The sequence below is a fragment of the Flavobacterium noncentrifugens genome (assembly GCF_900100375.1).
GTDB lineage: Bacteria > Bacteroidota > Bacteroidia > Flavobacteriales > Flavobacteriaceae > Flavobacterium > Flavobacterium noncentrifugens.
This window is the reverse complement of record NZ_FNEZ01000007.1, coordinates 20,062-43,250: the sequence shown is the minus strand read 5'-3', so window position 1 is coordinate 43,250 and position 23,189 is coordinate 20,062. Positions and strand designations below refer to the sequence as shown.

At 41.8% G+C, this 23,189-nt stretch carries 19 protein-coding genes and 3 tRNA genes; 8 read left to right on the top strand and 14 right to left on the bottom strand.

Annotation, left to right across the window (positions count from 1 at the left end):
- Positions 1-19 precede the first annotated feature (19 nt).
- The gene (locus tag BLS32_RS16520) at positions 20-910 is read left to right on the top strand and encodes a tyrosine-type recombinase/integrase (protein WP_091398578.1); all 891 of its coding nucleotides are present in this window, start codon (positions 20-22) and stop codon (positions 908-910) included.
- A 156-nt stretch (positions 911-1,066) separates the two neighbouring features.
- Here the strand turns inward: BLS32_RS16520 and BLS32_RS16515 are convergent.
- The 3 genes from BLS32_RS16515 to BLS32_RS16505 all read right to left on the bottom strand — a co-directional run bounded on the left by BLS32_RS16515 (position 1,067) and on the right by BLS32_RS16505 (position 1,360).
- A tRNA-Leu gene (locus BLS32_RS16515) sits at positions 1,067-1,150 on the bottom strand.
- Positions 1,151-1,186: 36 nt separating this feature from the next.
- A tRNA-Lys gene (locus tag BLS32_RS16510) sits at positions 1,187-1,259 on the bottom strand.
- 28 nt (positions 1,260-1,287) lie between these two features.
- Positions 1,288-1,360, bottom strand: a tRNA-Lys gene (locus BLS32_RS16505).
- Positions 1,361-1,487: 127 nt separating this feature from the next.
- On the opposite strand from BLS32_RS16505, the gene BLS32_RS16500 reads away from it, so the two are divergent.
- Positions 1,488-2,006, top strand: coding sequence for a shikimate kinase (locus tag BLS32_RS16500; RefSeq protein WP_091398577.1), 519 nt, complete (start codon positions 1,488-1,490; stop codon positions 2,004-2,006).
- Here the strand turns inward: BLS32_RS16500 and BLS32_RS16495 are convergent.
- A complete protein-coding gene (locus tag BLS32_RS16495) occupies positions 1,998-2,495 on the bottom strand; it encodes a phosphoribosyltransferase family protein (RefSeq protein ID WP_091398574.1) in 498 nt (165 codons plus the stop codon). The genes BLS32_RS16500 and BLS32_RS16495 overlap by 9 nt on opposite strands.
- Positions 2,496-2,521: 26 nt before the next feature.
- Positions 2,522-2,911 (bottom strand): RNA-binding S4 domain-containing protein, encoded by a 390-nt coding sequence (locus tag BLS32_RS16490; protein ID WP_091398571.1) that lies wholly within the window; start codon positions 2,909-2,911, stop codon positions 2,522-2,524.
- An 80-nt stretch (positions 2,912-2,991) separates the two neighbouring features.
- Between BLS32_RS16490 and BLS32_RS16485 the strand changes: the two genes are divergently transcribed.
- On the top strand, positions 2,992-3,987 hold the full coding sequence (locus BLS32_RS16485) for an FKBP-type peptidyl-prolyl cis-trans isomerase (RefSeq protein WP_091398568.1): 996 nt from the start codon (positions 2,992-2,994) through the stop codon (positions 3,985-3,987).
- Between the two features lie 63 nt (positions 3,988-4,050).
- Here the strand turns inward: BLS32_RS16485 and BLS32_RS16480 are convergent, their stop codons facing one another.
- The 8 genes from BLS32_RS16480 to BLS32_RS16445 all read right to left on the bottom strand — a co-directional run bounded on the left by BLS32_RS16480 (position 4,051) and on the right by BLS32_RS16445 (position 15,174).
- The gene (locus BLS32_RS16480) at positions 4,051-5,004 is read right to left on the bottom strand and encodes a transketolase family protein (RefSeq protein WP_091398566.1); all 954 of its coding nucleotides are present in this window, start codon (positions 5,002-5,004) and stop codon (positions 4,051-4,053) included.
- A 93-nt stretch (positions 5,005-5,097) separates the two neighbouring features.
- A complete protein-coding gene (locus BLS32_RS16475; protein WP_091398563.1) occupies positions 5,098-5,949 on the bottom strand; it encodes a transketolase in 852 nt (283 codons plus the stop codon).
- A gap of 114 nt (positions 5,950-6,063) precedes the next feature.
- Entirely contained in the window at positions 6,064-7,164 is a 1,101-nt protein-coding gene (locus BLS32_RS16470; RefSeq protein WP_091399035.1) for an NAD(P)-dependent alcohol dehydrogenase, read from the bottom strand.
- Between the two features lie 81 nt (positions 7,165-7,245).
- Positions 7,246-8,373 (bottom strand): helix-turn-helix transcriptional regulator, encoded by a 1,128-nt coding sequence (locus tag BLS32_RS16465; RefSeq protein ID WP_091398560.1) that lies wholly within the window; start codon positions 8,371-8,373, stop codon positions 7,246-7,248.
- Positions 8,374-8,454: 81 nt separating this feature from the next.
- On the bottom strand, positions 8,455-9,219 hold the full coding sequence (locus BLS32_RS16460) for a methyltransferase domain-containing protein (RefSeq protein ID WP_091398556.1): 765 nt from the start codon (positions 9,217-9,219) through the stop codon (positions 8,455-8,457).
- 136 nt (positions 9,220-9,355) lie between these two features.
- Positions 9,356-12,886 (bottom strand): T9SS type A sorting domain-containing protein, encoded by a 3,531-nt coding sequence (locus tag BLS32_RS16455; protein ID WP_091398552.1) that lies wholly within the window; start codon positions 12,884-12,886, stop codon positions 9,356-9,358.
- Between the two features lie 130 nt (positions 12,887-13,016).
- Positions 13,017-14,132, bottom strand: coding sequence for a helix-turn-helix domain-containing protein (locus BLS32_RS16450; protein ID WP_091398549.1), 1,116 nt, complete (start codon positions 14,130-14,132; stop codon positions 13,017-13,019).
- A gap of 319 nt (positions 14,133-14,451) precedes the next feature.
- Complete coding sequence (locus tag BLS32_RS16445; RefSeq protein WP_170227589.1) at positions 14,452-15,174, bottom strand: T9SS type A sorting domain-containing protein; 723 nt, start codon at positions 15,172-15,174, stop codon at positions 14,452-14,454.
- A gap of 202 nt (positions 15,175-15,376) precedes the next feature.
- Here BLS32_RS16445 and tgt point away from each other — a divergent pair, with 202 nt between their 5' ends.
- The 5 genes from tgt (at position 15,377) to dnaB (ending at position 21,443) form a co-directional block, all read left to right on the top strand.
- The gene (gene tgt, locus BLS32_RS16440) at positions 15,377-16,507 is read left to right on the top strand and encodes a tRNA guanosine(34) transglycosylase Tgt (protein WP_091398544.1); all 1,131 of its coding nucleotides are present in this window, start codon (positions 15,377-15,379) and stop codon (positions 16,505-16,507) included.
- A gap of 86 nt (positions 16,508-16,593) precedes the next feature.
- Positions 16,594-17,679 carry an LptF/LptG family permease gene (locus tag BLS32_RS16435; RefSeq protein ID WP_091398540.1) on the top strand — a complete coding sequence of 362 codons (1,086 nt, stop codon included), beginning with the start codon at positions 16,594-16,596 and terminating at the stop codon, positions 17,677-17,679.
- Positions 17,666-18,568, top strand: coding sequence for a DMT family transporter (locus BLS32_RS16430; RefSeq protein WP_091398537.1), 903 nt, complete (start codon positions 17,666-17,668; stop codon positions 18,566-18,568). Before BLS32_RS16435 ends, BLS32_RS16430 begins: the two co-directional genes overlap by 14 nt.
- 236 nt (positions 18,569-18,804) lie before the next feature.
- Positions 18,805-19,758, top strand: coding sequence for an acetyl-CoA carboxylase carboxyltransferase subunit alpha (locus BLS32_RS16425; RefSeq protein ID WP_091398535.1), 954 nt, complete (start codon positions 18,805-18,807; stop codon positions 19,756-19,758).
- 140 nt (positions 19,759-19,898) lie between these two features.
- Positions 19,899-21,443, top strand: a complete 1,545-nt coding sequence (gene dnaB / locus BLS32_RS16420) for a replicative DNA helicase (RefSeq protein WP_091398532.1) — start codon at positions 19,899-19,901, stop codon at positions 21,441-21,443.
- Between the two features lie 22 nt (positions 21,444-21,465).
- On the opposite strand, the gene BLS32_RS16415 is transcribed toward dnaB, so the two are convergent.
- A complete protein-coding gene (locus BLS32_RS16415; RefSeq protein ID WP_170227588.1) occupies positions 21,466-23,154 on the bottom strand; it encodes a sensor histidine kinase in 1,689 nt (562 codons plus the stop codon).
- Positions 23,155-23,189: the final 35 nt, after the last annotated feature.

Sequence of the window (23,189 nt, the reverse complement as noted above, 5' to 3'; positions counted from 1 at the left end):
TTCAGGCAAAAGCGAAAGCATGTTTGCGAATTATTCGAGATATCTTGCGAAAGTGGCTATTTGTTTTGGTCGTGTGCCGACTTTTGTTCCGATAGAAGACCTGAACCAGTATTTGTATCAGTTGCAGCAACAGTACAATTCTCCGTCAGATTCCTATTTTAAATTCACCGTGTACGGATTGCGTTTTGCGTTCAAAATGGAAGGAATGCGCGACAAATACATTGCACTTCCAACCATAAAAAAAGACAAAAAACTCCCCGTAGTTTTAAGTCGCAATGAAGTCAGGCGCATGGTTGAAGTTACAAAATTGCGAAAGCACCGTGTGTTGCTGTTCCTGCTTTACGGCTGTGGATTGCGATGTGGCGAAACCCGAAACCTTAAATTATGCGATCTTGATTTTGACCGGCGGATGCTGCATGTAAGATGTGGAAAAGGCAGGAAAGACCGATACGTTCCAATGGGCAAAATCCTGATTTCCGAACTAAAAAAATACATTCGGGAAGAAGGCTGTATGGAATGGCTGTTTAATGGCAAACCTGTCGGGAGGGCAGGAGGTGATTTTGACAGCAGGTATTCGCAAAGAGGCATTCAATGGGCGGTGAAACAGGTGTCAAAAAATGCCGGGATTTTAAAGTTGGTTTCTGTTCATACTTTGCGGCACACTTTTGCGACACATCTGTTAGAAGACGGTTTGGATATTGTGAGTATCAAAGAATTGTTGGGACACGTCAAAATTGAAACGACGCTGCTGTATTTGCATGTCGCACAATATGACAGAAAAAGGTTTTTTAGTCCGCTGGACACTTTGTATGGAATGCAGAAACCTGATTTTAACCTTGCAAATGGTTGTCTGTTATTACAGGAAAAGCAAATTGAGAATCACTGTCTGATGGAATTTACACCTAACTAAAACCAATAAAAAGCCTGTAAATAAATTTCTCTACAGGCTTTTTAGTGACGACGATGGGATTGACTTCGTCCATCCCAAAACCTCCGGTTTGAGAATAAAAAAGGAGAAAAATATAGAAGCAGGGCTTCCTATTTTTCTCCAATTTTTATTCATCCGTGACGACGATGGGATTCGAACCCACACGCCCTAATGAGCACCAGCCCCTCAAGCTGGCAAGTCTACCAGTTTCTCCACGTCGCCGGAATTAAAAAAAGCCAAGCTTTAGCTCGGCTTTTGTGACCTGACTGGGGCTCGAACCCAGGACCCCATCATTAAAAGTGATGTGCTCTACCAACTGAGCTATCAAGTCTTAGCCTGAAGAAATGAATGTAATTTTGTGACCTGACTGGGGCTCGAACCCAGGACCCCATCATTAAAAGTGATGTGCTCTACCAACTGAGCTATCAAGTCAAAATCATTTCTTCAATGCGGGTGCAAATATAAGGTGTTATTATTTATTTTTCAAAGCAATTTTCTTTTAAATTTACCTTTTTTTAATATTTACTGTTAACGCCTTAATTTATAAGGTTTTATTTTTATGATGAAAGTGATTTTGCTGGGTTATATGGGTAGCGGAAAGTCGACTGTCTCGAAAATGCTGGCTGAAAAACGCCAATTGCCACATTTCGATCTCGATGAAATGATTGAAGAAAAAGCCGGAATGCCTGTAAAAGAAATATTTTCAGCAAAAGGTGAAATTCATTTCAGGAAACTGGAGCATGAACTTTTCCATCAGCTTATGGAAAGAAATGAAGATTTTGTGCTTAGCCTTGGCGGCGGAACACCCTGTTATGCAAACAACCATTTGCTGTTTACAGGAGAAAATACCATATCAATTTACCTGAAAGCGTCGATTGCCGAATTGTACAACAGGTTAACCGACGAAAAACAGCACCGTCCGTTGATTTCAAATGCACATTCCGAAGACATGAAAGAATTCATCGCCAAGCATTTGTTTGAAAGAAGTTATTTCTACAATCAGGCGATGCACGCTGTAAACGTAGATGGAAAATCGGCTGAAGATGTCGTTTCAGAAGTAGAAAAACTCCTAATTTAAACACGCATAATCATTCGTTCCTTCAAAAACCACGCGAACGTGTTCTTGTGATGATGTACTCAAAGAAATTCCTTTAAAATCGGCTTTCACCGGATATTTTTTATGATTTCGGTCTACAAGTACTGCGGTTTTGAATTTTTTAAGCGGTACATCAAGAAAATGTTTTACGCCATAAACCAGCGTGGTTCCTGAATTCAATACATCATCAACAAGTACCAAACCTCTGTTTTCGTATTGCGATTTGTCAAGCGAAGTAGAAACTTCAGCATTCGGGTTTTGCTTGTTGATATGCACTTCACATAAAAGCACTTTTAGCGTTGAAATCTGCCCCAGCACAATGGCAATTTTTTCTGCCAATGCATAACCGTTCGTTACAATTCCTGCAATGACGATCGTATCTTCATCCACGAAAGTTTCATAAATCTGGTAAGCGATCCTTTTGATCTTGTGCTCAATTTCCTGATGCGTCAATATGATGTTCTGCGCCATGTCGTTTTTATTTAAAGTAAAATATATTATGAATCCCAATTGGGATCCGGGATTTCATTGCCATATTCGTCCAGGTCACGCCGGTCTTTTTTAGTAGGCCTGCCTTCGCCGGTCTTGCGATAATGTTCTTTGGAAAGCTTCATCAGTTCGAGGTGTGCAAAAGTTTCGGGAGGCGTTTCATCTTTTCGGTACATATCGACTAGTTTCGCGCCCACGCGGTTTGGCGGTACATCGAGCACCACAATGATTTGTGTGATCTGGTCTTTCCTGAAAGTGATTTTGTCACCCGGAAAAACCTCTTTCGAAGGCTTTGCAACCTGCCCATTTACGGTAATGTGGTTCTTTTTTGCGGCTTCGGTAACCATATTTCGGGTTTTGTAATACCGCACGCACCAAAGATATTTATCGATTCTCATGTTTTTTCTAAAATCAGCGTTAAATAGTTTACAAAAATAAATCAATATTGTATCTTGCGAACCTAAAAAAATCAGCTATAATGAACAAATTTAAGTTTTATTTTATTCTAATGATTTCAGGATTGCTTTTATTTTCCTGCAAGGATGATGATAGTGAAGATCCAGTACCGTTGCGTGATTTTCAAACACAATATGATACAGACAATTCGCTGATTGAAACTTTTTTAAAAACACATTACCTGATTGAAACCGGAACGCCCGGAACAACGAGCGAAATGGATGTTGCTTTTGGCGACATCCCAACAGGAAATCCAGCTAACCTTGTTTCGTTATGGCTCAGGCCAGACCTGCTTTCAAAATCGGTCGTTTCGAATGGCGTCACTTATAAACTGTATTACCTTGCGTTGAGAGAAGGCGATGCTTCAAAAGAAAGTCCTTCGGTTGTTGATGAAATCTTGGTTTCTTACAACGGCTCCTATCTGAATTCAGATGGTGCTCTTAAGCAATTTGAATATGTGCCTTTTCCAATAAATAAAATTGGATTGGATCAAGTAGCTGTTCAGGGCTGGAAAGAAATTTTTCCGTTATTCAAACCTGGAACTTCAACGGTAGTCGTGGGCGAGCCTACAATTTACAATAATTTTGGCGCTGGTGTCATTTTTATTCCGTCAGGGCTGGCTTATTATAATTATGCAACCACTTCGATTCCTTCCTATGTCCCACTGTTCTTTTCGTTTAAATTGTATGACATGACACGTGCCGATCAGGATGAAGATGGCATATTGTCAATTTACGAAGACCGCAACGGCAACGGTATTTTTACAGATGATGATACCGATGGTGATGGCGTGCCTGATTATCAGGATGTTGATGACGATGGCGACGGAACTACAACGAAAGAGGAAACCAAAATTCCAAATTCTTCCCCAGCGGCTTATTATCCATACAATGGTGCCGAGGTAGATGATCCTACTACAGCAATTGATGAAAGGTTGGGAATTCCTAGTTGTGGAAGCAGCCCTGATTATCTTTCGCCAACACGCTTAAGACGATACATTGACCCCAGTTGTCGATAGTCGATATAAAACATAAAAAATCCCGCTACAATCATAGCGGGATTTTTTTTATTTCAGATGAGACTATTTTCTTTTCATCACTCTTTCAACCGCTTCAACAATCGCCTGGTTGTTCAGTTTGTATTTTTCCATCAATTGTTCGGGTGTGCCCGATTCTCCAAAACTGTCCTGAACAGCTACAAATTCCTGTGGTGCCGGACGGTTTAATGTCAACACGCGGGCAATGCTTTCGCCCAATCCGCCAAGGATGTTATGCTCTTCAGCAGTAACCACACATTTTGTTTTGGCCAATGATTTCAAGATGGCTTCTTCATCGAGTGGTTTGATTGTATGAATGTTGATCACTTCTGCAGAAATGCCTTTTTCTTCCAATGCTTCGGCAGCAACAAGCGCTTCCCAAACCAGATGGCCTGTCGCCACGATCGTCACATCCGAACCTTCATTTAAAACAATGGCTTTACCAATTTCAAACGGTTCATCAGCTGGTGTAAAATTCGGCACGACCGGACGGCCAAAACGCAAATAAACCGGCCCGTGATGATCGGCAATAGCCAAAGTCGCCGCTTTCGTCTGGTTGTAATCGCAGGTGTTGATCACGGCCATCCCCGGAAGCATTTTCATCAATCCGATGTCTTCTAAGATTTGGTGCGTCGCGCCATCTTCACCCAAAGTCAGTCCGGCATGCGAAGCACAAATTTTTACATTTTTATCTGAATAAGCCACCGACTGGCGGATCTGGTCATAAACTCTTCCGGTAGAAAAGTTCGCAAATGTTCCCGTAAACGGAATTTTTCCGCCAATGGTTAATCCTGCCGCGATCCCGATCATATTCGCCTCAGCAATCCCGATCTGGAAAAAACGCTCCGGATGGTTTTTCTTGAAATCGTCAAATTTCAGCGATCCGATCAAATCGGCACAAAGCGCCACGACATTTTCATTTTTCTGCCCAAGTTCCGTCATTCCGGCACCAAAGCCCGAACGCGTGTCTTTGCTTCCTGTATTTTCGTATTTTTTCATTTAAAATTTAAAATTAAAAGATTTAAAAAATTGAGAGATTGTCGTTTATACAAACCAATCATTATCAATTATTCATTATTAATTATCCATTAATTAATAATCGCTTTCGCCTTCAATGTAATTCTGCTCCAATGCCAATGCCAATTGTGCGTCATTAGGCGCTTTCCCGTGCCAGGCGTGGCTGTACATCATAAAATCGACACCGTTGCCCATTTCGGTATGCAGCAATACGCAAATGGGTTTTCCTTTTCCGGTTTTGGATTTGGCTTCGGTCATTCCGGCGATGATCGCTTCGATGTCGTTTCCTTTTTCGATGTCGATGACATCCCAGCCAAACGCTTCAAACTTTGCACGAATGCTTCCCATTGGCAATACTTCGTCCGTCGTTCCGTCGATCTGTTTTCCGTTAAGGTCGATCGTAGCAATTAAATTATCGACTTTTTTAGCCGAAGCATACATGATCGCTTCCCAGTTTTGCCCTTCCTGCAATTCGCCGTCGCCGTGTAAAGTATACACCAAATGGCTGTCATTGTTGAGTTTTTTAGCTTGTGCTGCACCAATCGCAACCGACATTCCTTGTCCTAAAGATCCCGAGGCGATGCGAATTCCAGGCAAACCTTCGTGTGTTGTCGGATGGCCTTGCAAACGCGAATTCAGTAATCGGAAAGTGGCGAGTTCAGAAACTGGAAAATAACCGCTTCGTGCCAGTACACTGTAAAAAACCGGGGAAATGTGGCCGTTCGAAAGGAAGAAAATATCTTCCCCGATCCCGTCCATGTCAAAACCTTCTTTTCGATCCATCAGGTGTTGGTAAAGCACTACCATAAATTCGGTACAACCCAGCGAACCGCCCGGATGTCCTGAGTTTACAGCATGCACCATGCGGAGGATGTCCCTGCGCACCTGAATGCTTAAATTGTTCAATTCTTGAGTGTTGCGTTTCATTGTATTTATAGCGTTAAAGTCTGTCAAAAGTAAATTTTTATTTAGCGGGAGGCAAATCTATTTAAATAAAAATTCCCGTTTTAGGCGGGAATCAGTATTGGTTTGAGAAATCATTTAAGAGGCTTTTCCTGCCGGATCTGGTTTTAACGATTCCATATCGATCACATACCTGAAACGTACTTCTTCATCTTTCAGCATTTCAAAAGCGTTGTTGATGTCTTTCATTTCGATCATTTCGACATCCGGAGTGATGCGGTGTTCAGAGCAAAAATCGAGTACTTCCTGAGTTTCTGCAATGCTGCCGATAAGTGATCCGCCGATGGTACGGTTCATTTTCGCCAGTTCCATATTGTTTGCCGGTTTTTTATACGGACCAAGAAGTCCTACCGTAATCAGGCTTCCGTGTGGCTGCAACAAACAAATATACGGATTGATATCAAACGGATACGGAATCGTACAAAGCATAAATTTAAACGCATTTTCATAATTCTTTAAATCGTCTTCATCTTCATATACCAATACGCTATCTGCACCAAGTTCATTTGCAGCCTGACGTTTTTCCTCGCGGGAAGTGATCGCAGTTACATTGGCACCCATCGCTTTTGCAATTTTTACAGCCATATGCCCAAGACCGCCAATGCCAATGATCGCTACTTTATCGCCCTGATTGATATTGGCACGTTTTAATGGTGAATAAGTCGTCACCCCGGCACACAAGATCGGGGCAATAGATGCTACGGGTAAATTTTTTGGAATGTCTAAAACGAAAGATTCCTGGACAGTAATGTGTGTTGAATAACCGCCGAAAGTATTGTATTCTGATCCATCAGGTTTAAAATAACCGTTGTATGTCATCGTTGGGCCAACCGGGCCAAGGCAATATTGCTCCTCGCCATGTTCGCACGAAGCACACGATTTGCACGAATCAACCATACAGCCTACGCCAACAATATCGCCTTTTGAAAAGCGTGTGGTATTGGGCCCGGTTTCAATAATTCGGCCTACAATTTCGTGTCCCGGAACGCACGGATAAATGGTGTTTTTCCAATCGTTGTGCACCTGATGCAGATCGGAATGGCACACCCCGCAGTATAAAATTTGTATTAAAACTTCATCGTTTATGGGTGTGTTTCGCTCTATTTCCATGGCTTCAAGGTGTTTTCCACCAATTAAAGAGCCCGATGCGCCGTATGCCGGAATTGTAAATTTTGCCATGATTGTCATTTTTAGTTTGTTTATAAAACTAAATCGAATCTGATAAAAATATTTACAGGATTTTTTGGATTGCTTGCACGATTATTCTGAAGGCGTATTTTTAAACTCGGAGGGCGTCATGCCTGTGGCTTTTTTAAACGCATTGTTGAAGGTGGTTTTTGAATTGAATCCGGCTTCAAGGCCAATGGCAATCAAGGTATAATTAGCAAAATCAGGATTTAAAAGGTAGTTTTTCGCCTCTTCGACGCGCAATTTGTTGATGTAATCCGGAAAGCTTATTTGCAGTTCGGCATTGAAAACCCGTGACAGATGGCTTTTGCTGAGGTGCAGTTCTTCAGCTATTTTATCCAAAGTGATCGATGGATCTAGAAAACGTTTTTGATCGACAAGCATGTTTTCAATCTGGACGATGTGCTCATTCTTTTGCTTTGCAGGCGCATATTTGATTTTGTTTTCGATCGAATAATTCCGGATTTTTTTGCGCTCCTGAACCACGCCGAATTTATAAATTCCAATGTGGCCGAGCCAATACGTCATGATCGACATGCCGATCCACAACATATAAAAAGCACGTGAAATGCCATCAATAACCGAACTGACCATTTCAAAAGCCCATAAAAAACTCAGCAAAAACAAACTTCCAATAATCCATTTGAGCCAGTTTAAGCCCGAATAGGAAAGGTGAATCTCGGTTTTGCGGTGCTGTTTTTCAAACTTATAAATCTTCACGAAACAATACAGCAGTACAATCTGGCTGAAAATAATTCCGGAAAACTCTACCAAATTCGGCAACGGCTCAAGAAAATTGTAAAAAGCGTCGTTTTCATATTTAGCGATCGCCGCAATCTTGTAAAGTATAATTAGAAACAAAGCGACCACAAAAGGCAGATACAGCAACTTTTCGCGAAAACTGAATTTTTTTTCCTGATCCAAAAACGAACAGATGTAGGAATAAAACACCGGCGGCGAAAGCAGCGCACTCGGGAAATACAGCCAGATGAAAAACTGCGTCCTCGAGATTAGTGCAATGTCCATCAAATAATAGCCTAAGTTGTTGATCGAAAAACTGAAAATCAGTGTTGTAAGGAACAAAGTGCTTTTTGACCTGTATTTTTTTGAAAAGAAAACAACCAGCGAAAACACGATACCCTGGCAGATTCCCGCAAGGATGATGCTGTTGAAAATATTAAAATCCAAACCTTCGTCCATAAATCAAAAATAAGTTTTTTATGTTATCAGAATGATTAAAAATAATTTAAAGGTTATGGATGTAAATCGGAAAATAAATTATTAAAATTTTGCTTCAAATAAGATTCTCCGGAATGGATAAAATACCGGCGTAACAGGGAATTCCAAATGCAGCCGCTTTTTAAAGGTATTGATGAATTGCGGCTTCAAATCCTGAGGAAGCCTTTCGAGATACGGAAGCAATGCGGTTCCGGAAACCCAATCAAACAATGCCTCGGCATCTTTCAAGTGTAACGGATAAACTTTTTCAAAAACCGTCATCGACTGGCTGCCATTTTCGAAAAGTAGTTTGGAATAGGCGTCGATATTGAGTACCGGCGAATGGCGTTTCCAGTTTAACAATTCGGTTTTAAACGGCGCTTCGTCAGCGAGCTGGTTTAAGATCTGGTTTGTAAGGTTGTTCTGCTGATCCGGGATCTGAATGGCCAATTGCCCACCGGGGTTGATCGCTGCAATAATTTTCGGCAGAAGTTCCTGGTGGTTTTGTACCCATTGGATGGCGGCATTTGAAAAAATCAGGTCGAATGTTGCTCGTGATTCGAGCTGCGCTTCTATAGATCGTTGTTCAAAATGCAGCTTGTCATTGGCGAAAGCCTTCGAATCCTGAAGCATTTCTGCAGAAGCATCGATGCCGAGAATTTTAGAATGGGGCAACGCATCAGAAAGTTTGCGTGTGAGTTCGCCGGTTCCGCAACCGAGGTCGAGTGCGCTAATCCCGGATTTTAGTTCTACCAATCCGAGCAAATCGTAAAACGGCAAAAAGCGCTCCGATTTAAATTTATTATAAGTGTCGGGATTCCAGGCCATGATTTTTTTACGGTAAGATAAGCAAAATTTGCGATTTTATGATATCGGATGACTACGATTTGCGGGAACGGCACAGCTGAAATCAAATAAAAAAAGCCCTGAAAATGCAGGGCTTTCAACTCAAAATTATAAAAAATTACTGCCTGATGAATCGTTTTACTGCAGTACCTTCGGGCGAAATAATCTTCATCAGATAGGTACCGGAAGCACAATCATCCAAACGAATCTCAAAATCTTCATTGCTGTTTTTCAGGTCAATGGTGCTGATAATCCGGCCGTTTAAATCAAAGATTACCGCTTGTGTTAAATTCCATCCGCTGTCATTTCGCAATACGATATGGTCTTTTGCAGGATTGGGTGAAAGCACGATTTTTTGAGCTTTTGCCGTTGGGTCTTTTGTCGCAAGCACAGTTTTCTGTACGACTTTCAAGACCACTTTGTTGTTGCCCACATTAACGACGTCAAACGTATAATTCATTCCGTTGTATGCTGCCGTTGTAGTTGGCGCCATGCCAAAAGTTAATGTTCCGGTAGTCGTTGCAATGGTGAACTGGTCGTTGATATTCGCGGCAAATCCAAGCACAACCGAAACATTACCATTCGTTGTCGCATTGCCCTGAATGGCGAGCACATCATATCCTGTGCCTGGGGCAAGTCCGTCAAGATCAACAGCCAGTATTGCACTTGGCGATGATTTAAAATCCCCGTTGATTGTTAATGTTCCCGGAGTTCCGCCTGGAGCGAAAGTTCCGTTATTGATGAAATTTGTCCCCGGTGGCGGAACGATTGTTCCGGTTCCTTTCACGATTCCGTCGACATTGTTTGTAAATGTTACGCCACTGTAAAATACCAGCGTGCCTGATTGTGCGTCAACGGTGCCTGAATTTACCACAGTCAATTCGATTGCTGCAGATCCATTGGTGGTCGATTTTTTAACCAGCCCGAAGTTGTTGAGAATATGAGATCCGCCTCCAGACCAGGTGATATAAATATTGTCTGATCTTATGTCGATGACACCAGAGGCCAGATTGTTTAAAATCCCGTCATTTACATATAAAGCACCGCCGTCCTGCATATTCATTAAAGCACTGTTGTTTATTGTAGTGCCTCCGTTTGCCACTTTGCTGGTGCCTGAACTAAGATTTAAAAGGCTGTTGTTGTTGAGTGTTCCACCGCCGTTTATGGTTCCGGCTTTCCATTGAATTCCGGCGGTTCCTGTAAAGTTAAACGTTGCAGAAGTAGTTACTGTTGTCGTTCCGGAAAGATCCAGCACTCCGTTTAATGCGCCGGTCAGTATTCCTGAACAGCTTACGGTATTGACCCATTGCAAAACAGCTGAAGCCGATACATTATAGATTCCGCCAGTTAGTTCCGTATTTGGGTCATTTAAAATCAAGGTTCCTGAATTTACCACAATCGTTCCGGTATTTTTTAAGGAAGCTTCTATCTGAGTTGATCCTGAAGTAGTTGTTTTTTTGATAAGCCCGGCATTGTTCAGGGTATGCAAAACCGAACCTGACCAGGTGATTTCACCGCCGTCGCTTTTCATGTCGATAATTCCTGAAGCGGTATTGTTTACAATGGCATTATTGATGTAAAAATACCCGCCGTCTAAAATGTTGATCAGGCTTGTATTATTCAGCGTAAGCGTGTTGTTGATGACTTTGCTTACGCTGGAAGTCAGGTTTAATGTGCTGTGGATACCCAAAGTTCCGGGTCCGGTGATTGTTCCGCTGCTCCAGTTGATTCCCGGCGTTCCTGTAAAATTGAAAATAGCTGCAACAGGAATCGATACTATTCCTGTGAGGTTCAAATTGCCATTTACAGCCCCGGTTAAGGTTCCGGTACAAGTAATGGTATTTTGCCATAGCAGCGCCGTAGTTGCCGCCACATTATAAATGCCGCCGGTGAGCGTGATATTCGCATCATTGAATATTAATGTACCTGCTGTTACCGAAATAGTTCCGGTATTTTTCAGCGAGGCTTCAATTTGGGTTGACCCGGCAGTAGTGCTTTTAATAATGGTTCCTGCATTGTTAAGCAAATGACTTCCGCCACCAGACCAGGTGATTTCCCCGCCATCTGATTTCATGTCAATGGTACCGCCTGCGAGGTTGTTGACAACGGCGTCATTTAGATAAAGATAGCCGCCATCTAAGATATTAATGATATTGCTATTGTTTAAAGTAAGGCCGCTGTTCAGGACTTTGCTTGCGCCTGAAGTCAGGTTTAACTTGCTGCTGATGCCAAGGCTTCCAGGTCCTGAAAATATTCCGCCGCTCCAGTTAATTCCGGGTGTTCCTGTAAAATTGAAAACGACTGCAGCCGGAAATAATACGGTTCCGGCTAAATTAAGATTTCCGTTTATTGCTCCAGTCAATGTTCCGGCACAGGTGAGCACATTTTGCCATTGTAAAGTCGTTCCGGCCGCTACATTGTATGTTCCGCCTGTGAGCGATATGTTCGGATCATTGAATATTAACGTGCCGTTGGTTACTGAAATAGTCCCTGTATTTTTTAACGTAGCTTCGATCATCGCTGAGCCAGTCGTGGTGGTTTTGCGAATGGTACCCGAATTATTTAAAGTGTGCAAAATACTGCCAGACCAAGTGATGTTTGCGTTATCCGATTTGATATCGATAATTCCCAAAGCCTGATTGTTTACAATACCGTTACTAATGTAGAAACTTCCGCCATCATTGAGGCTGATCGTAGAAGTATTATTCAATGTCGTTCCTCCGGTAATAGATTTTGACGTACTGAAATTTAAAGCGATCGGGCTGTTGTTTGTTACCGTTCCACCACCATTTAGGACTCCAGATCCCCAGATAAGCCCGGTAGTTCCAGTAAAGTTGAATGTTGCAGTCGTAGGAACGGTCATGTTTCCAAGCCAGTTCAGTGATCCGTTTGCCATACCGGTCAGTGTTCCTGAACAAGTTACGGTCAGTGCCAAGTTCAGAGTGGCTCCCATAGCAACATTGTAAATGCCGCCTGTCATCACTATTGCCGAATTGTTAAAGTAAAGGATACCAGTAGTAACATCGATGGTTCCCGAATTATGCAGTTCTGCTTCAATCACAACAGTGCCTGAAGTCGTCGAGCGCTTAATTGTTCCCAGATTGTTTAACAAGTGCGAACCGCCGCCAGACCAGGTGATGTTGCCATTGTCAGACATCAAATCGACAATTCCCGCGACCTGGTTGTTGATCGTTCCATTGTTAAGGTAAAAATATCCGCCGTCTTTGATATTGATCGTTCCTGTATTGTTAATCGTAGTCACTTGCGAAATCACTTTTGAAGTACCCGAAGTGAGATTTAAAGTACCCGCATTTGTCAAAGTTCCGCCGCCGCTGATCGTTCCCGAAGTCCAGTTTGTAACTGCATTCGCAGCAAACGAAGACGCATTCAAAAAAGACAGTCCGCCCACAATCGTCACCGAAGCATTGCCTTGCACAACAATCGATTTTGTAACCCCGGCAACATTGATGACGACCGCTTTTCCTGTTGGGATGATCACGTCATTAGCGGCTGTTGGCACCGTAGCCGGACTCCAGTTTGCGGCAGTATCCCAATTGGTATTGCTGCCAGATCCTGTCCACGTAATGGTTTGTGCCGATGTAGTAAAAACACTACACAAGAGCATCAAAAAGAATAAAGTTTTTTTCATGGTTTTTTTATTAATGTTGAGAAATAAATTTCAGAACATCAATAGGGAAGTCGGCGGAAATGGGTTCGACAAATGTACCAACCCAAGAATTTCCGGTGTGCCGATTATTGCTTTTTTACAAAAAGTGGAACTATCTTAACCCATTTTTAAAATCAGATGGTGTGATTCCGGTCACTTTTTTGAAGGTATTGTTGAAAGTGGTCTTAGAATTGAATCCGGCTTCCAGGCCAATGGCAACCAGGGTATAATTCGAAAAATCAGCATTGCTGAGATACGATTTGGCTTCTTCCACACGAAGCGCGTTGAGGTAATCGGGAAAACTGCTGCCGAGTTCGCCATTGATGATGCGTGACAGGTAACTTTTGCTCAGGTGAAGCTCGTCGGCGATTTTATCGAGTGTAATTGTAGGATCCAGAAACCGCTTTTCACCAATAAACATCTTTTCAAAAGTAACGATGTAATCGCTTTTTTGTTTTTCGGGAACATAACTAATCTTGCTTTCTATTGAATAATTGCGGATTTTCTTGCGTTGCTGTTGGATGCCGAATTTGTAAATTCCGATATGGCCAAGCCAGTAAATCATGATTGAAATGCCAATCCACAGCAAATAAAACGCGCTGGTCATGCCGTCAATCTGGATTTTGATCATCTGATAACTCCATACAGTCGTGAGGAAAATCAATCCGCCACACGTCCATTTGAGCCATCGGAGTCCGGAATTTGTGCTGTTTATAATGTTTTTATCATTGCTGCGTTCAAAGCGGTTGATTTTTATGATGCAGTACAACATCGTCACCATCATCATCAAAATTCCCAGGATTTCAACCTCAAAAGGCACATAATATATTGATCGGTAAAATGTGTCATTTTGAAAACCTGAAAGTTTTGCAATCTTAAAGGCAATGCAGGGCAGCAGAAAAATGGCAAAAGGCACATACAGGAATTTTTCCCTCAGCTTGGTTTTCTTTTGAGGATCGAGAAACGCACCCACGTAAAAATACAGCAATACCGGGATCAGCAGCGGAAAAGGCACGTAGCAATATTCATAAAACTGCATCGCCGTGATCAGGTTGATGTCACGCAGGTAATAGCCAAGATTGCTGAGTGAAAAACTCAGGATAATTCCCGCCAGCAAAAGCGTACTCTTAAAAATATTGTATTTTTTGGAAAAGAGTACGACCATCGCAAAAACAATTCCCTGGAAAATCCCTGCGAGAATGATGCTGTTGAAAATATTGAAATTCACATGGTATCTTTTTAAGTTCTTCGGTCAGATCATTGAGCGTCAGTCCAAATATACAGATTTTGGGAAATTTTTACCGATGTAGAATAATTTTAACAATTGCCTTAATTTGTTTCAGACAGCTGTTGTGAAGCTTTTATACATCTAAAAAAATCCCGCTGGAGCAGGACTTTAATTTTAGTTTTTTTGATTTTTATCGTCAATGAATGGCTTTACCAGATTTTATTATCTGGAGGCAATTTCATATAATATTTTCCTGATTCCAATGCGCCAAGCGAAATATACCTTATATATATGCAGATGACGCGGACGTTGTCGAAAGTTATATCTTAATGAATTTTGTTGCCGATGCTGCATCGCCGTTTTTTAATTTCAGGAAATAAATGCCTTTTGCCAGGTTCTGCACATTGATCGTATTGGATGCCGAAAGGTTTTCTGTTCGAATCCGTTTTCCGGAAGTGTCATAAATTTCGACTGTTGCATTTGTAGCAGTTTTGTTTCCAAAATCAATTGCTATGTAGTCTGTCGCCGGATTTGGAGAAATGGTGAATTTTTCAGAAGTGAAAGATTTCGCAGCCAAATTGGCATCGGTATATTGGGCATAATCTCCGTCAGGATTCGTAATGGTCAACATCGGAGTATAGGAAAAATCTAACAAATAAGTAACTTCATAGGTAAAAATTCCCGGAATATTTTCTGAAAAGAAACTAAAATACCTTCCTTCCATGCTTTCATTTTCCGGAAGGTTACACATGATGAGCGTGCGTCCAAATTCACCCATGGAAAAAGTCGGTTCTGTACTTGAAAATTCAGTAAATCCGAATCCGGTGTTGCATACGGAAGTACTCATTGAAGTGGGTGCAAAATCACCAGTGCTGAATTGCAGCGGAACCTGCACAACTTCTGAATTCGATACCGGAATATAACTTTCGCTGCCAACGGCCAAATAAGTAAGTTTCCATTGGGTGCTAAACAAAACTTCAGGCTGCGCCTGGCTGAATTGCGCTGCAAATGCAATCAATATAAAAATGTAGAATTGTTTCATAAGTCTGTTTTTAAGGTTGTTAAGGTGTGAATTTACAAAAAAGAACAAATGAATGGTGATAAAGCACAATAAGAAAGTGAAAATAATCATTTGGCTGTGAAATCCATCCGTCAAAAAGCTGTTAAAATAAATATCAAATCGTTAATCCTAAATTTGAAATCTGCTATCTTTGCCGTCCCAAAAGTAACGGGAAACCAAATCCATGAAGTTCGATTTACTAAAGACAGATCCGCAAACAAAAGCCCGCGCCGGCAAAATCACCACCGATCACGGTGTCATTGAAACCCCGATTTTTATGCCTGTCGGAACCGTAGCTTCGGTTAAAGGCGTGCACCAGCGCGAACTCAAAGACGACATCAATCCCGATATTATCCTAGGAAATACTTACCATTTATACCTTCGCCCGCAAACCGAAATCCTCGAAAAAGCAGGCGGATTGCACAAATTCATGAACTGGGACCGCAACATCCTTACAGATTCCGGCGGTTACCAGGTATATTCGCTTTCGGCAAACCGCAAAATCAAGGAAGAAGGCGTCAAATTTAAATCGCACATCGACGGTTCGTACCATTTCTTCACGCCCGAAAACGTGATGGAAATCCAGCGTACGATCGGTGCAGATATCATTATGGCTTTTGACGAATGCACGCCTTATCCGTGTGATTTTCACTATGCGAGAAGGTCGATGCACATGACACACCGCTGGCTCGACCGCTGCATTTCGCATCTGGACAAATTGCCGTTTAAATATGGTTTCGAACAAACATTTTTCCCGATCGTTCAGGGAAGTACCTATAAAGATCTGCGCGTGCAATCGGCAGAATACATTGCGAATGCAGGACAGCAGGGCAATGCGATTGGTGGATTGTCTGTGGGTGAACCGGCCGAAGAAATGTATGCGATGACTGAAATTGTGACCGCGATCCTTCCCGAAGACAAGCCGCGTTATTTAATGGGCGTTGGAACACCAATTAACATCCTCGAAAATATTGCACTCGGAATCGACATGTTCGACTGTGTGATGCCAACTAGAAATGCCAGAAACGGTATGTTGTTCACGTCTCAGGGAACTATCAACATCAAAAATAAAAAGTGGGAAGCCGATTTTTCCCCATTGGATAATATGGGCCACACTTTCGTAGATACAGAATACACCAAAGCCTATTTGCGCCATTTGTTCGCGGCCAATGAATACCTTGGAAAACAAATCGCGACGATCCACAATTTAGGATTCTACATGTGGTTGGTTCGCGAAGCCAGAAAACATATCTTAGCGGGAGATTTCCGCGAATGGAAAGAAAAAATGGTCAAGCAAATGGACCAACGATTGTAAAACAGTCTAAAGTCTAAATTCTAAAAGTCAAAAGATCCTTCGGGCGGTGACTTTCGACTTTCGACTTTCGACTTTCAACTGAAAGTATGCTAACAATAATAGACAGATACATCCTTAAAAGATACCTTTCCACATTTGTGGTGATGCTGTTGTTGTTTATTCCGATCGGGATTGTGATCGATGTTTCGGAAAAGGTCAATAAAATGCTCGAGAATAAAGTGCCTTTTGCAGACATTGCGTTGTACTACCTGCATTTTACGATTTATTTTGCAAATCTGCTGTTCCCGATTTTCCTGTTTTTGTCGGTAATCTGGTTTACGTCAAAACTCGCCAACAATACTGAAGTCATTGCCATTTTAAGTTCCGGGATTTCATTTTCGAGATTCTTGAGGCCTTATATTATCGGTGCGACAATCGTTTCGGTTTTTGCTTTGCTGATGGGATTTTTCATCGTGCCAAAGGCGAGTGAAGGTTTCAATAATTTTCGGTATACCTATCTGAAAGGAAACGGCAAGAACGAAATGCGCGAAAACAACAATGTATTCCGCCAGATCACCGACGACGAATTCATTTATGTGAGCAATTTCAATACAATGTCGAAAACGGCATTTAATTTCTCATTCGAAAAATTCAAAGGCGACCAGCTCGACTATAAAATTACGGCGAACCGCATCAAATATAACCCGTCAACAAAGAAATACACCATGTTTGGCTACACCAAGCGAACTGTGGGCATACTCAATGACAAACTCGAAAAGGCCGAGAAAAAAGATACTGTTTTTAAATTCGAACTCGACGATTTAACGCCGGTGGTTTACATAGCCGAAACCCTTTCACTTGGAGAACTCAACAGTTTTATCGATAAAGAACGCAAGCGTGGAAACGCCAATATCAATACCTATTTAGTCGTGTTGTATAAAAAATACAGCATTCCGGTTTCTGCATTTATCTTAACGATCATCGCAGTTTCGGTTTCTGCTATGAAACGTCGTGGCGGCATGGGAATGAACCTTGCCATCGGAATTATCCTCGCGTTTACGTATGTTTTTTTCGATAAGGTTTTTGGCGTCATGGCCGAAAAATCAAGCATTCCGCCAATCGTTGCCGTTTGGTTTCCAAATGTAGTCTTCGGAATCCTGGCCATTTACCTGCTACGCAATGCCAAGCGCTAACTTCAAAAGTTACCTCAATCTTCACCTGATTGTCTTCATCTGGGGATTCACGGCAGTGCTCGGCGATTTGATCACGATTCGCGAAGCATCGCTCGTTTGGTACCGAATGCTGCTTGCCGGAATTTTCCTTTTGTCTTATTTACTGATTACAAAAAAGTCGTTTTTACTGCCTCCAAAAGCCGTGATCAAACTCGTTTTGGTCGGTTTTTTAATTGCGATCCACTGGATCTTTTTCTTTCGTGCGATCAATATTTCAAACGTTTCGGTGACACTGGCGATGTTTTCCACAGGCGCGTTTTTTGCATCGATCCTCGAGCCAATCTTCTACAAGCGCAAAATGCTGTGGTATGAAATATTATTCGGGCTCATCATCGTTGCCGGACTTTGCATCATCATGGATGTCGAGGCCAAATATTTAAACGGAATGCTCTGCGCTTTGTTTTCAGTATTTATGGGCGTGATGTTTACGATTTTCAACGGAAAACTCATCCAGCAATACGATTCGACTGTCATCACATTATACGAGTTTTTCGCCGGATTTTTCTTCGTCTCCATTTACCTGCTTTTCGACGGCAAATTCACCCCTGAATTCTTCAGCGTTTCCGGAAAAGACTGGGTTTTAATCGTCATTTTATCATCCGTCTGTACCGCTTATGCGTTTACGGCTTCGGTCAATGTCATGAAAAAATTGTCGCCTTATACGGTCATGCTCACTACGAATCTCGAACCCGTTTACGGCATTTTCCTCGCGTATTTCATCATCGGCGACAGCGAAAAAATGAGCGTTCCGTTTTATATTGTATCTGCAATCATCCTTGCAACAGTCATCGCGAATGGCATTGTAAAAAATTATACCCGAAAAAAAGCAGCACAAACACCAACAGCTTAATGCCTTAATGGTTTAAAAAAATTATTTTTTCAGGAGCTGTTCCGGCTGTCCGCTTTATCTTTTTTATAGTATTGCTCGTGCCTCGCAACGACTACAAAAAAGGATACCGCTTCCCATCCGGGCTAGGGCATTCCAGCACCAAAAACGTTAACAATTAAAATCAAAAAAAACGCTTTCGTTCCAAGTTTTAAATTTTATCTTTGCGTTTCCAATTTAAAATTAAACGCACAAATCCTATGGAATATTTAGATTTTGAGCTTCCCATAAAAGAACTGGAAGACCAGTTAGACAAATGCCAGATCATCGGCCAGGAATCAAACGTCGACGTGACACAAACCTGCAAACAGATCGAAAAAAAACTTCTCGAAACCAAAAAAGACATTTATAAAAACCTGACGGCATGGCAACGCGTGCAGCTGTCAAGGCATCCAAGCCGGCCATATACGATGGATCATGTCCGTGCGTTGTGCGGCACCTCATTCTTAGAACTTTTTGGCGACAGGAATTTTAAAGATGACAAAGCGATGATTGGCGGACTCGGGAAAATCGGAGGCCAGTCGTTCATGATCGTCGGACAGCAAAAAGGATACAATACCAAAACACGCCAGTACCGCAATTTCGGAATGGCAAATCCTGAAGGCTATAGAAAAGCGTTGCGACTCATGCAAATGGCAGAAAAATTCGGGATTCCGGTTTTAACGCTGATCGACACACCCGGAGCTTATCCCGGCCTTGAAGCCGAAGAGCGCGGGCAAGGTGAAGCGATTGCAAGGAATATCTTCGAAATGATCCGTTTAAAAGTGCCAATCATCTCTGTGATCGTTGGAGAAGGCGCATCGGGTGGCGCACTCGGAATCGGTGTTGGAGACAAAGTATATATGCTTGAAAACACCTGGTATTCGGTAATTTCACCAGAATCTTGTTCGTCCATCCTTTGGAAAAGCTGGGATTATAAAGAGCAGGCCGCTGAAGCATTGAAACTAACGTCAACCGACATGAAAAGACAAAAGCTTGTTGATGACGTAATTCCGGAACCATTGGGCGGCGCGCACTACGACCGCGAGACGACTTTCAAAAATGTTCAGGAATATGTGTTGAAAGGTTTCAATGAACTTAAAGATTTATCAACAGCCGAACTGGTCTCCCGCAGAATGGATAAATACAGTAAAATGGGCGAATACAAAGAGTAAAATCTTACAAATAGATACTTAATCCGAAGCCCTGTGGTTTCGGATTTTTTTATGGTTATAAACAAAAAATACCGATTTATCAACAACAGTTTGTAATAACTCTGGCAGCCCTTTTTTTATTTTTTAGTTACTTTCGCACTATGGAAAATTTCAGGAATATCAATCCCGTACGCGTAGATAAAACTACGATCATCAACCTTGAAAAAGGCAAGCTGCCGCCGCAGGTTTTAGACCTTGAGGAAGCTGTTCTCGGTGCGATGATGATTGATAAAAAGGGTGTTGATGAGGTGATTGACATCCTGCAGCCCGATGCTTTTTACAAAGACGCACACAAACATATTTTTGAAGCGATCGTGCAGTTGTTCACAGACACGCAACCTATCGACTTATTAACAGTGTCGGCACAATTGAAAAAGAACGCCAAACTCGATTTGGCCGGAGGCGATTTTTACCTGATCCAGCTCACCCAAAAGATCTCATCTTCAGCACATATCGAATTCCACTCCAGGATCATTTTACAGAAATACATCCAGCGAAGCCTGATCAAGATCTCATCAGAAATCATCGAAGAATCGTATGATGAAACCACAGATGTTTTCGATCTGCTCGACAAAGCGGAATCCAAATTATACGAAGTCACGCAGGGAAACATCAAGCGGAGTTCTGAAACCGCGCAGAGTTTGGTGATTCAGGCGAAAAAAAGAATTGAGGAAATCGCAGGTAAAGAAGGGCTTTCCGGAATTGCGACTGGATTTGAAAAACTCGACCAGATTACTTCAGGCTGGCAACCCAGCGATTTAATCATCATCGCGGCACGTCCGGGTATGGGTAAAACGGCTTTCGTTTTGTCAATGGCAAGAAATATTTCGATCGATTTTGGCCATCCGGTAGCGTTGTTTTCACTCGAGATGTCATCGGTACAGTTGATCACGCGTTTGATCTCGTCTGAAACCGGATTGTCCTCTGAAAAATTAAGAACCGGAAAACTTGAAAAGCACGAATGGGAACAGCTTTCGATCAAAGTGAAAAACCTTGAAAAAGCACCGTTATTCATCGATGATACGCCTTCGCTTTCGATCTTCGATTTGCGGGCCAAAGCGCGCCGTTTGTCTTCGCAGCACGGCATTAAGCTGATTATTGTCGATTACCTCCAATTAATGACTGCCGGTGGAAACGGTAAAGGCGGCGGAAACCGCGAGCAGGAAATCTCAACCATTTCCCGAAATTTAAAGGCTTTGGCCAAAGAACTAAGCGTTCCGGTCATTGCCTTGTCGCAATTGTCGCGTGCCGTGGAAACGCGTGGATCGAGTAAAAGGCCGTTGCTTTCGGATCTTCGGGAATCCGGGGCGATCGAGCAGGATGCCGATATCGTGTCGTTCATCTACCGCCCCGAGTATTATAAAATTGACGAATGGGACGATGACGAGCAAACGCCTACAGCCGGACAGGCAGAGTTTATCATCGCCAAACACCGTAACGGATCACTTGAAAACATCCGATTGAAATTTATCGGAAACCTTGGTAAGTTTGACAATTTGGAGGATTTCAGCGGAAGCTATGACGATTTGCCATCGAAGATGAACCATGAAGACAATCCGTTTACGACTAAAAATTTACCGTCGCCGAATGAAGCGTTTGGAAGCAATATGAATGCGGCAGATGATGATAGTGATGTGCCGTTTTAATAAATTTCTTTAACCTGAATTTTTATTTTTGTAACGGAATAGTAAATTTGATGATCGCGCCTTTTTCCGGATTGTTTTCAGCCCAGATTTCGCCTCCAAATTTTCGGATCATTTCATACGTAATATGAAGTCCGATACCATATCCGGTTTCTGCTGATGTTCCCTGAGCCGACTGGACTTTATTAGTAAAAAGCCGCTGCAGGTTTTTTTCGCTGATGCCAGCACCATTATCTTTTACAAAAAAATAAGATTCAGCTTGTTCATAACCAATCTCAATCTGCCCATTTTCATAACTGTATTTAATTGCATTGCTGATAATATTGCGGTAAACGATCTTGAGGATTTCTGAAGGGATTTTGATGAGAAGATTATTTGGAATGTCAATTTCAACTGTCAAATTTTTTCGGTTCAAGAACATTTCCAACTGGAGAATCGTTTCGGCGGCAACCAATTTCGGCTGGCACAACACATTTGCTCGGGCTGCATCATTCATTTCAGACTGTGCCCAGCTCAAAAGATTTTCTAAAATCAGTGTAGTTTGGTTGATTTGTTGTTTAATTCCATAGGCTAGCATTGGAAAGCTTTCAAAATCCAACACTTCATTTTCTGTGAGTTCGATTGTTTGCTGTAAATTGGTCAGCGGGCTTTTAAAATCGTGTGAAATAATCGAAAAAATCTTCTGGTTTAAAGTATTCAGTTTTTCAAGTTCATTTTTTTGCTTTCGGATCAAGCGGTTTTTACGTTGTAAGTAAAACGCAATCAGCATGAATCCAATTAAAATCATTGCAGATAAAATTATGATCACGATAAAAACCCGCGATCTGTTTGCCTGAGCAACATTCTGGATCTTGAGCAATTTATTCTCTTTTTCTCTGATCTGGGATTGATATTTTACTTCCAGAGCGAGCAGGTTTTTGCGCTGTTCATCAAACTTTATGGCGCTCATCAACATTTCTTTCTGCTTAAAGTATTGATACAATTTGGCAGCATTGTTCTGAAGCTTATAAATTTCAATGAGTTTATTAACGGCACTGATTTCATAAGAACTGATCCTACAATCGGCTGCGATTTTTAATGCTTTGAGTCCGTAATTTTCAGCTTCGTTCAGGTTATTTGTCGAAATGGCAACATCTGAAAGCTTATTATATTGCAGGGAAGTTTCACATTCAGAGCCGTTTTCTGTAAATAGCTTTATGGATTGGAGAAAAGTTTCTTTGGCAAGTTTCGGATTGTTATTGACAAGGTAGTAATAACCAATAATCGGCAGATTGATCATCTTATTATCGGTAACAATTTCTTTGCGGTTGTATTTTTCTGCAAAAAGCATCGATTTTCTGGCATAAAAGTAAGCCGAGTCATAAACTTTCCGTTCATAAAAAAGATTAGCAATTTTATGGAAAATATAGCCACGGCTTCTGAGCCCGCGGGTGCCATCCCTAAACGAAATTTGCAAGGCTTCTTTCGAATATTCCGCTGCTTTTTTTGGATGTGCCAGCAACCGCTGGATGTCGCTAAGGAAAAGCTTTAGCAAAACCTGCTCATATTTGTCAGGTTTTTGCGTGTTCATCAAACGATAAATATACGTTTGCGCTTCTGTATATTGGTTTTTGTAAATCAAATCACTGATCTCATTGTTCTCTTTCACGTAATTTTGCGAAACTGCGTTTGGAGCAAACAACAGCAAAACGATAAGCACTAAAAAAAATCTCATAACATTTATTTGGTCAAACATAATCAGATTGCATA

What these genes read in the sequence shown, in the direction of transcription:
- BLS32_RS16520 (WP_091398578.1), top strand. Translation starts at nt 20, where the DNA reads ATGTTTGCGAATTATTCGAGATATCTTGCGAAAGTGGCTATTTGTTTT.
- BLS32_RS16500 (WP_091398577.1), top strand. Translation starts at nt 1,488, where the DNA reads ATGATGAAAGTGATTTTGCTGGGTTATATGGGTAGCGGAAAGTCGACT.
- BLS32_RS16495 (WP_091398574.1), bottom strand. Translation starts at nt 2,495, where the DNA reads ATGGCGCAGAACATCATATTGACGCATCAGGAAATTGAGCACAAGATC.
- BLS32_RS16490 (WP_091398571.1), bottom strand. Translation starts at nt 2,911, where the DNA reads ATGAGAATCGATAAATATCTTTGGTGCGTGCGGTATTACAAAACCCGA.
- BLS32_RS16485 (WP_091398568.1), top strand. Translation starts at nt 2,992, where the DNA reads ATGAACAAATTTAAGTTTTATTTTATTCTAATGATTTCAGGATTGCTT.
- BLS32_RS16480 (WP_091398566.1), bottom strand. Translation starts at nt 5,004, where the DNA reads ATGAAAAAATACGAAAATACAGGAAGCAAAGACACGCGTTCGGGCTTT.
- BLS32_RS16475 (WP_091398563.1), bottom strand. Translation starts at nt 5,949, where the DNA reads ATGAAACGCAACACTCAAGAATTGAACAATTTAAGCATTCAGGTGCGC.
- BLS32_RS16470 (WP_091399035.1), bottom strand. Translation starts at nt 7,164, where the DNA reads ATGGCAAAATTTACAATTCCGGCATACGGCGCATCGGGCTCTTTAATT.
- BLS32_RS16465 (WP_091398560.1), bottom strand. Translation starts at nt 8,373, where the DNA reads ATGGACGAAGGTTTGGATTTTAATATTTTCAACAGCATCATCCTTGCG.
- BLS32_RS16460 (WP_091398556.1), bottom strand. Translation starts at nt 9,219, where the DNA reads ATGGCCTGGAATCCCGACACTTATAATAAATTTAAATCGGAGCGCTTT.
- BLS32_RS16455 (WP_091398552.1), bottom strand. Translation starts at nt 12,886, where the DNA reads ATGAAAAAAACTTTATTCTTTTTGATGCTCTTGTGTAGTGTTTTTACT.
- BLS32_RS16445 (WP_170227589.1), bottom strand. Translation starts at nt 15,174, where the DNA reads ATGAAACAATTCTACATTTTTATATTGATTGCATTTGCAGCGCAATTC.
- tgt (WP_091398544.1), top strand. Translation starts at nt 15,377, where the DNA reads ATGAAGTTCGATTTACTAAAGACAGATCCGCAAACAAAAGCCCGCGCC.
- BLS32_RS16435 (WP_091398540.1), top strand. Translation starts at nt 16,594, where the DNA reads ATGCTAACAATAATAGACAGATACATCCTTAAAAGATACCTTTCCACA.
- BLS32_RS16430 (WP_091398537.1), top strand. Translation starts at nt 17,666, where the DNA reads ATGCCAAGCGCTAACTTCAAAAGTTACCTCAATCTTCACCTGATTGTC.
- BLS32_RS16425 (WP_091398535.1), top strand. Translation starts at nt 18,805, where the DNA reads ATGGAATATTTAGATTTTGAGCTTCCCATAAAAGAACTGGAAGACCAG.
- dnaB (WP_091398532.1), top strand. Translation starts at nt 19,899, where the DNA reads ATGGAAAATTTCAGGAATATCAATCCCGTACGCGTAGATAAAACTACG.
- BLS32_RS16415 (WP_170227588.1), bottom strand. Translation starts at nt 23,154, where the DNA reads ATGAGATTTTTTTTAGTGCTTATCGTTTTGCTGTTGTTTGCTCCAAAC.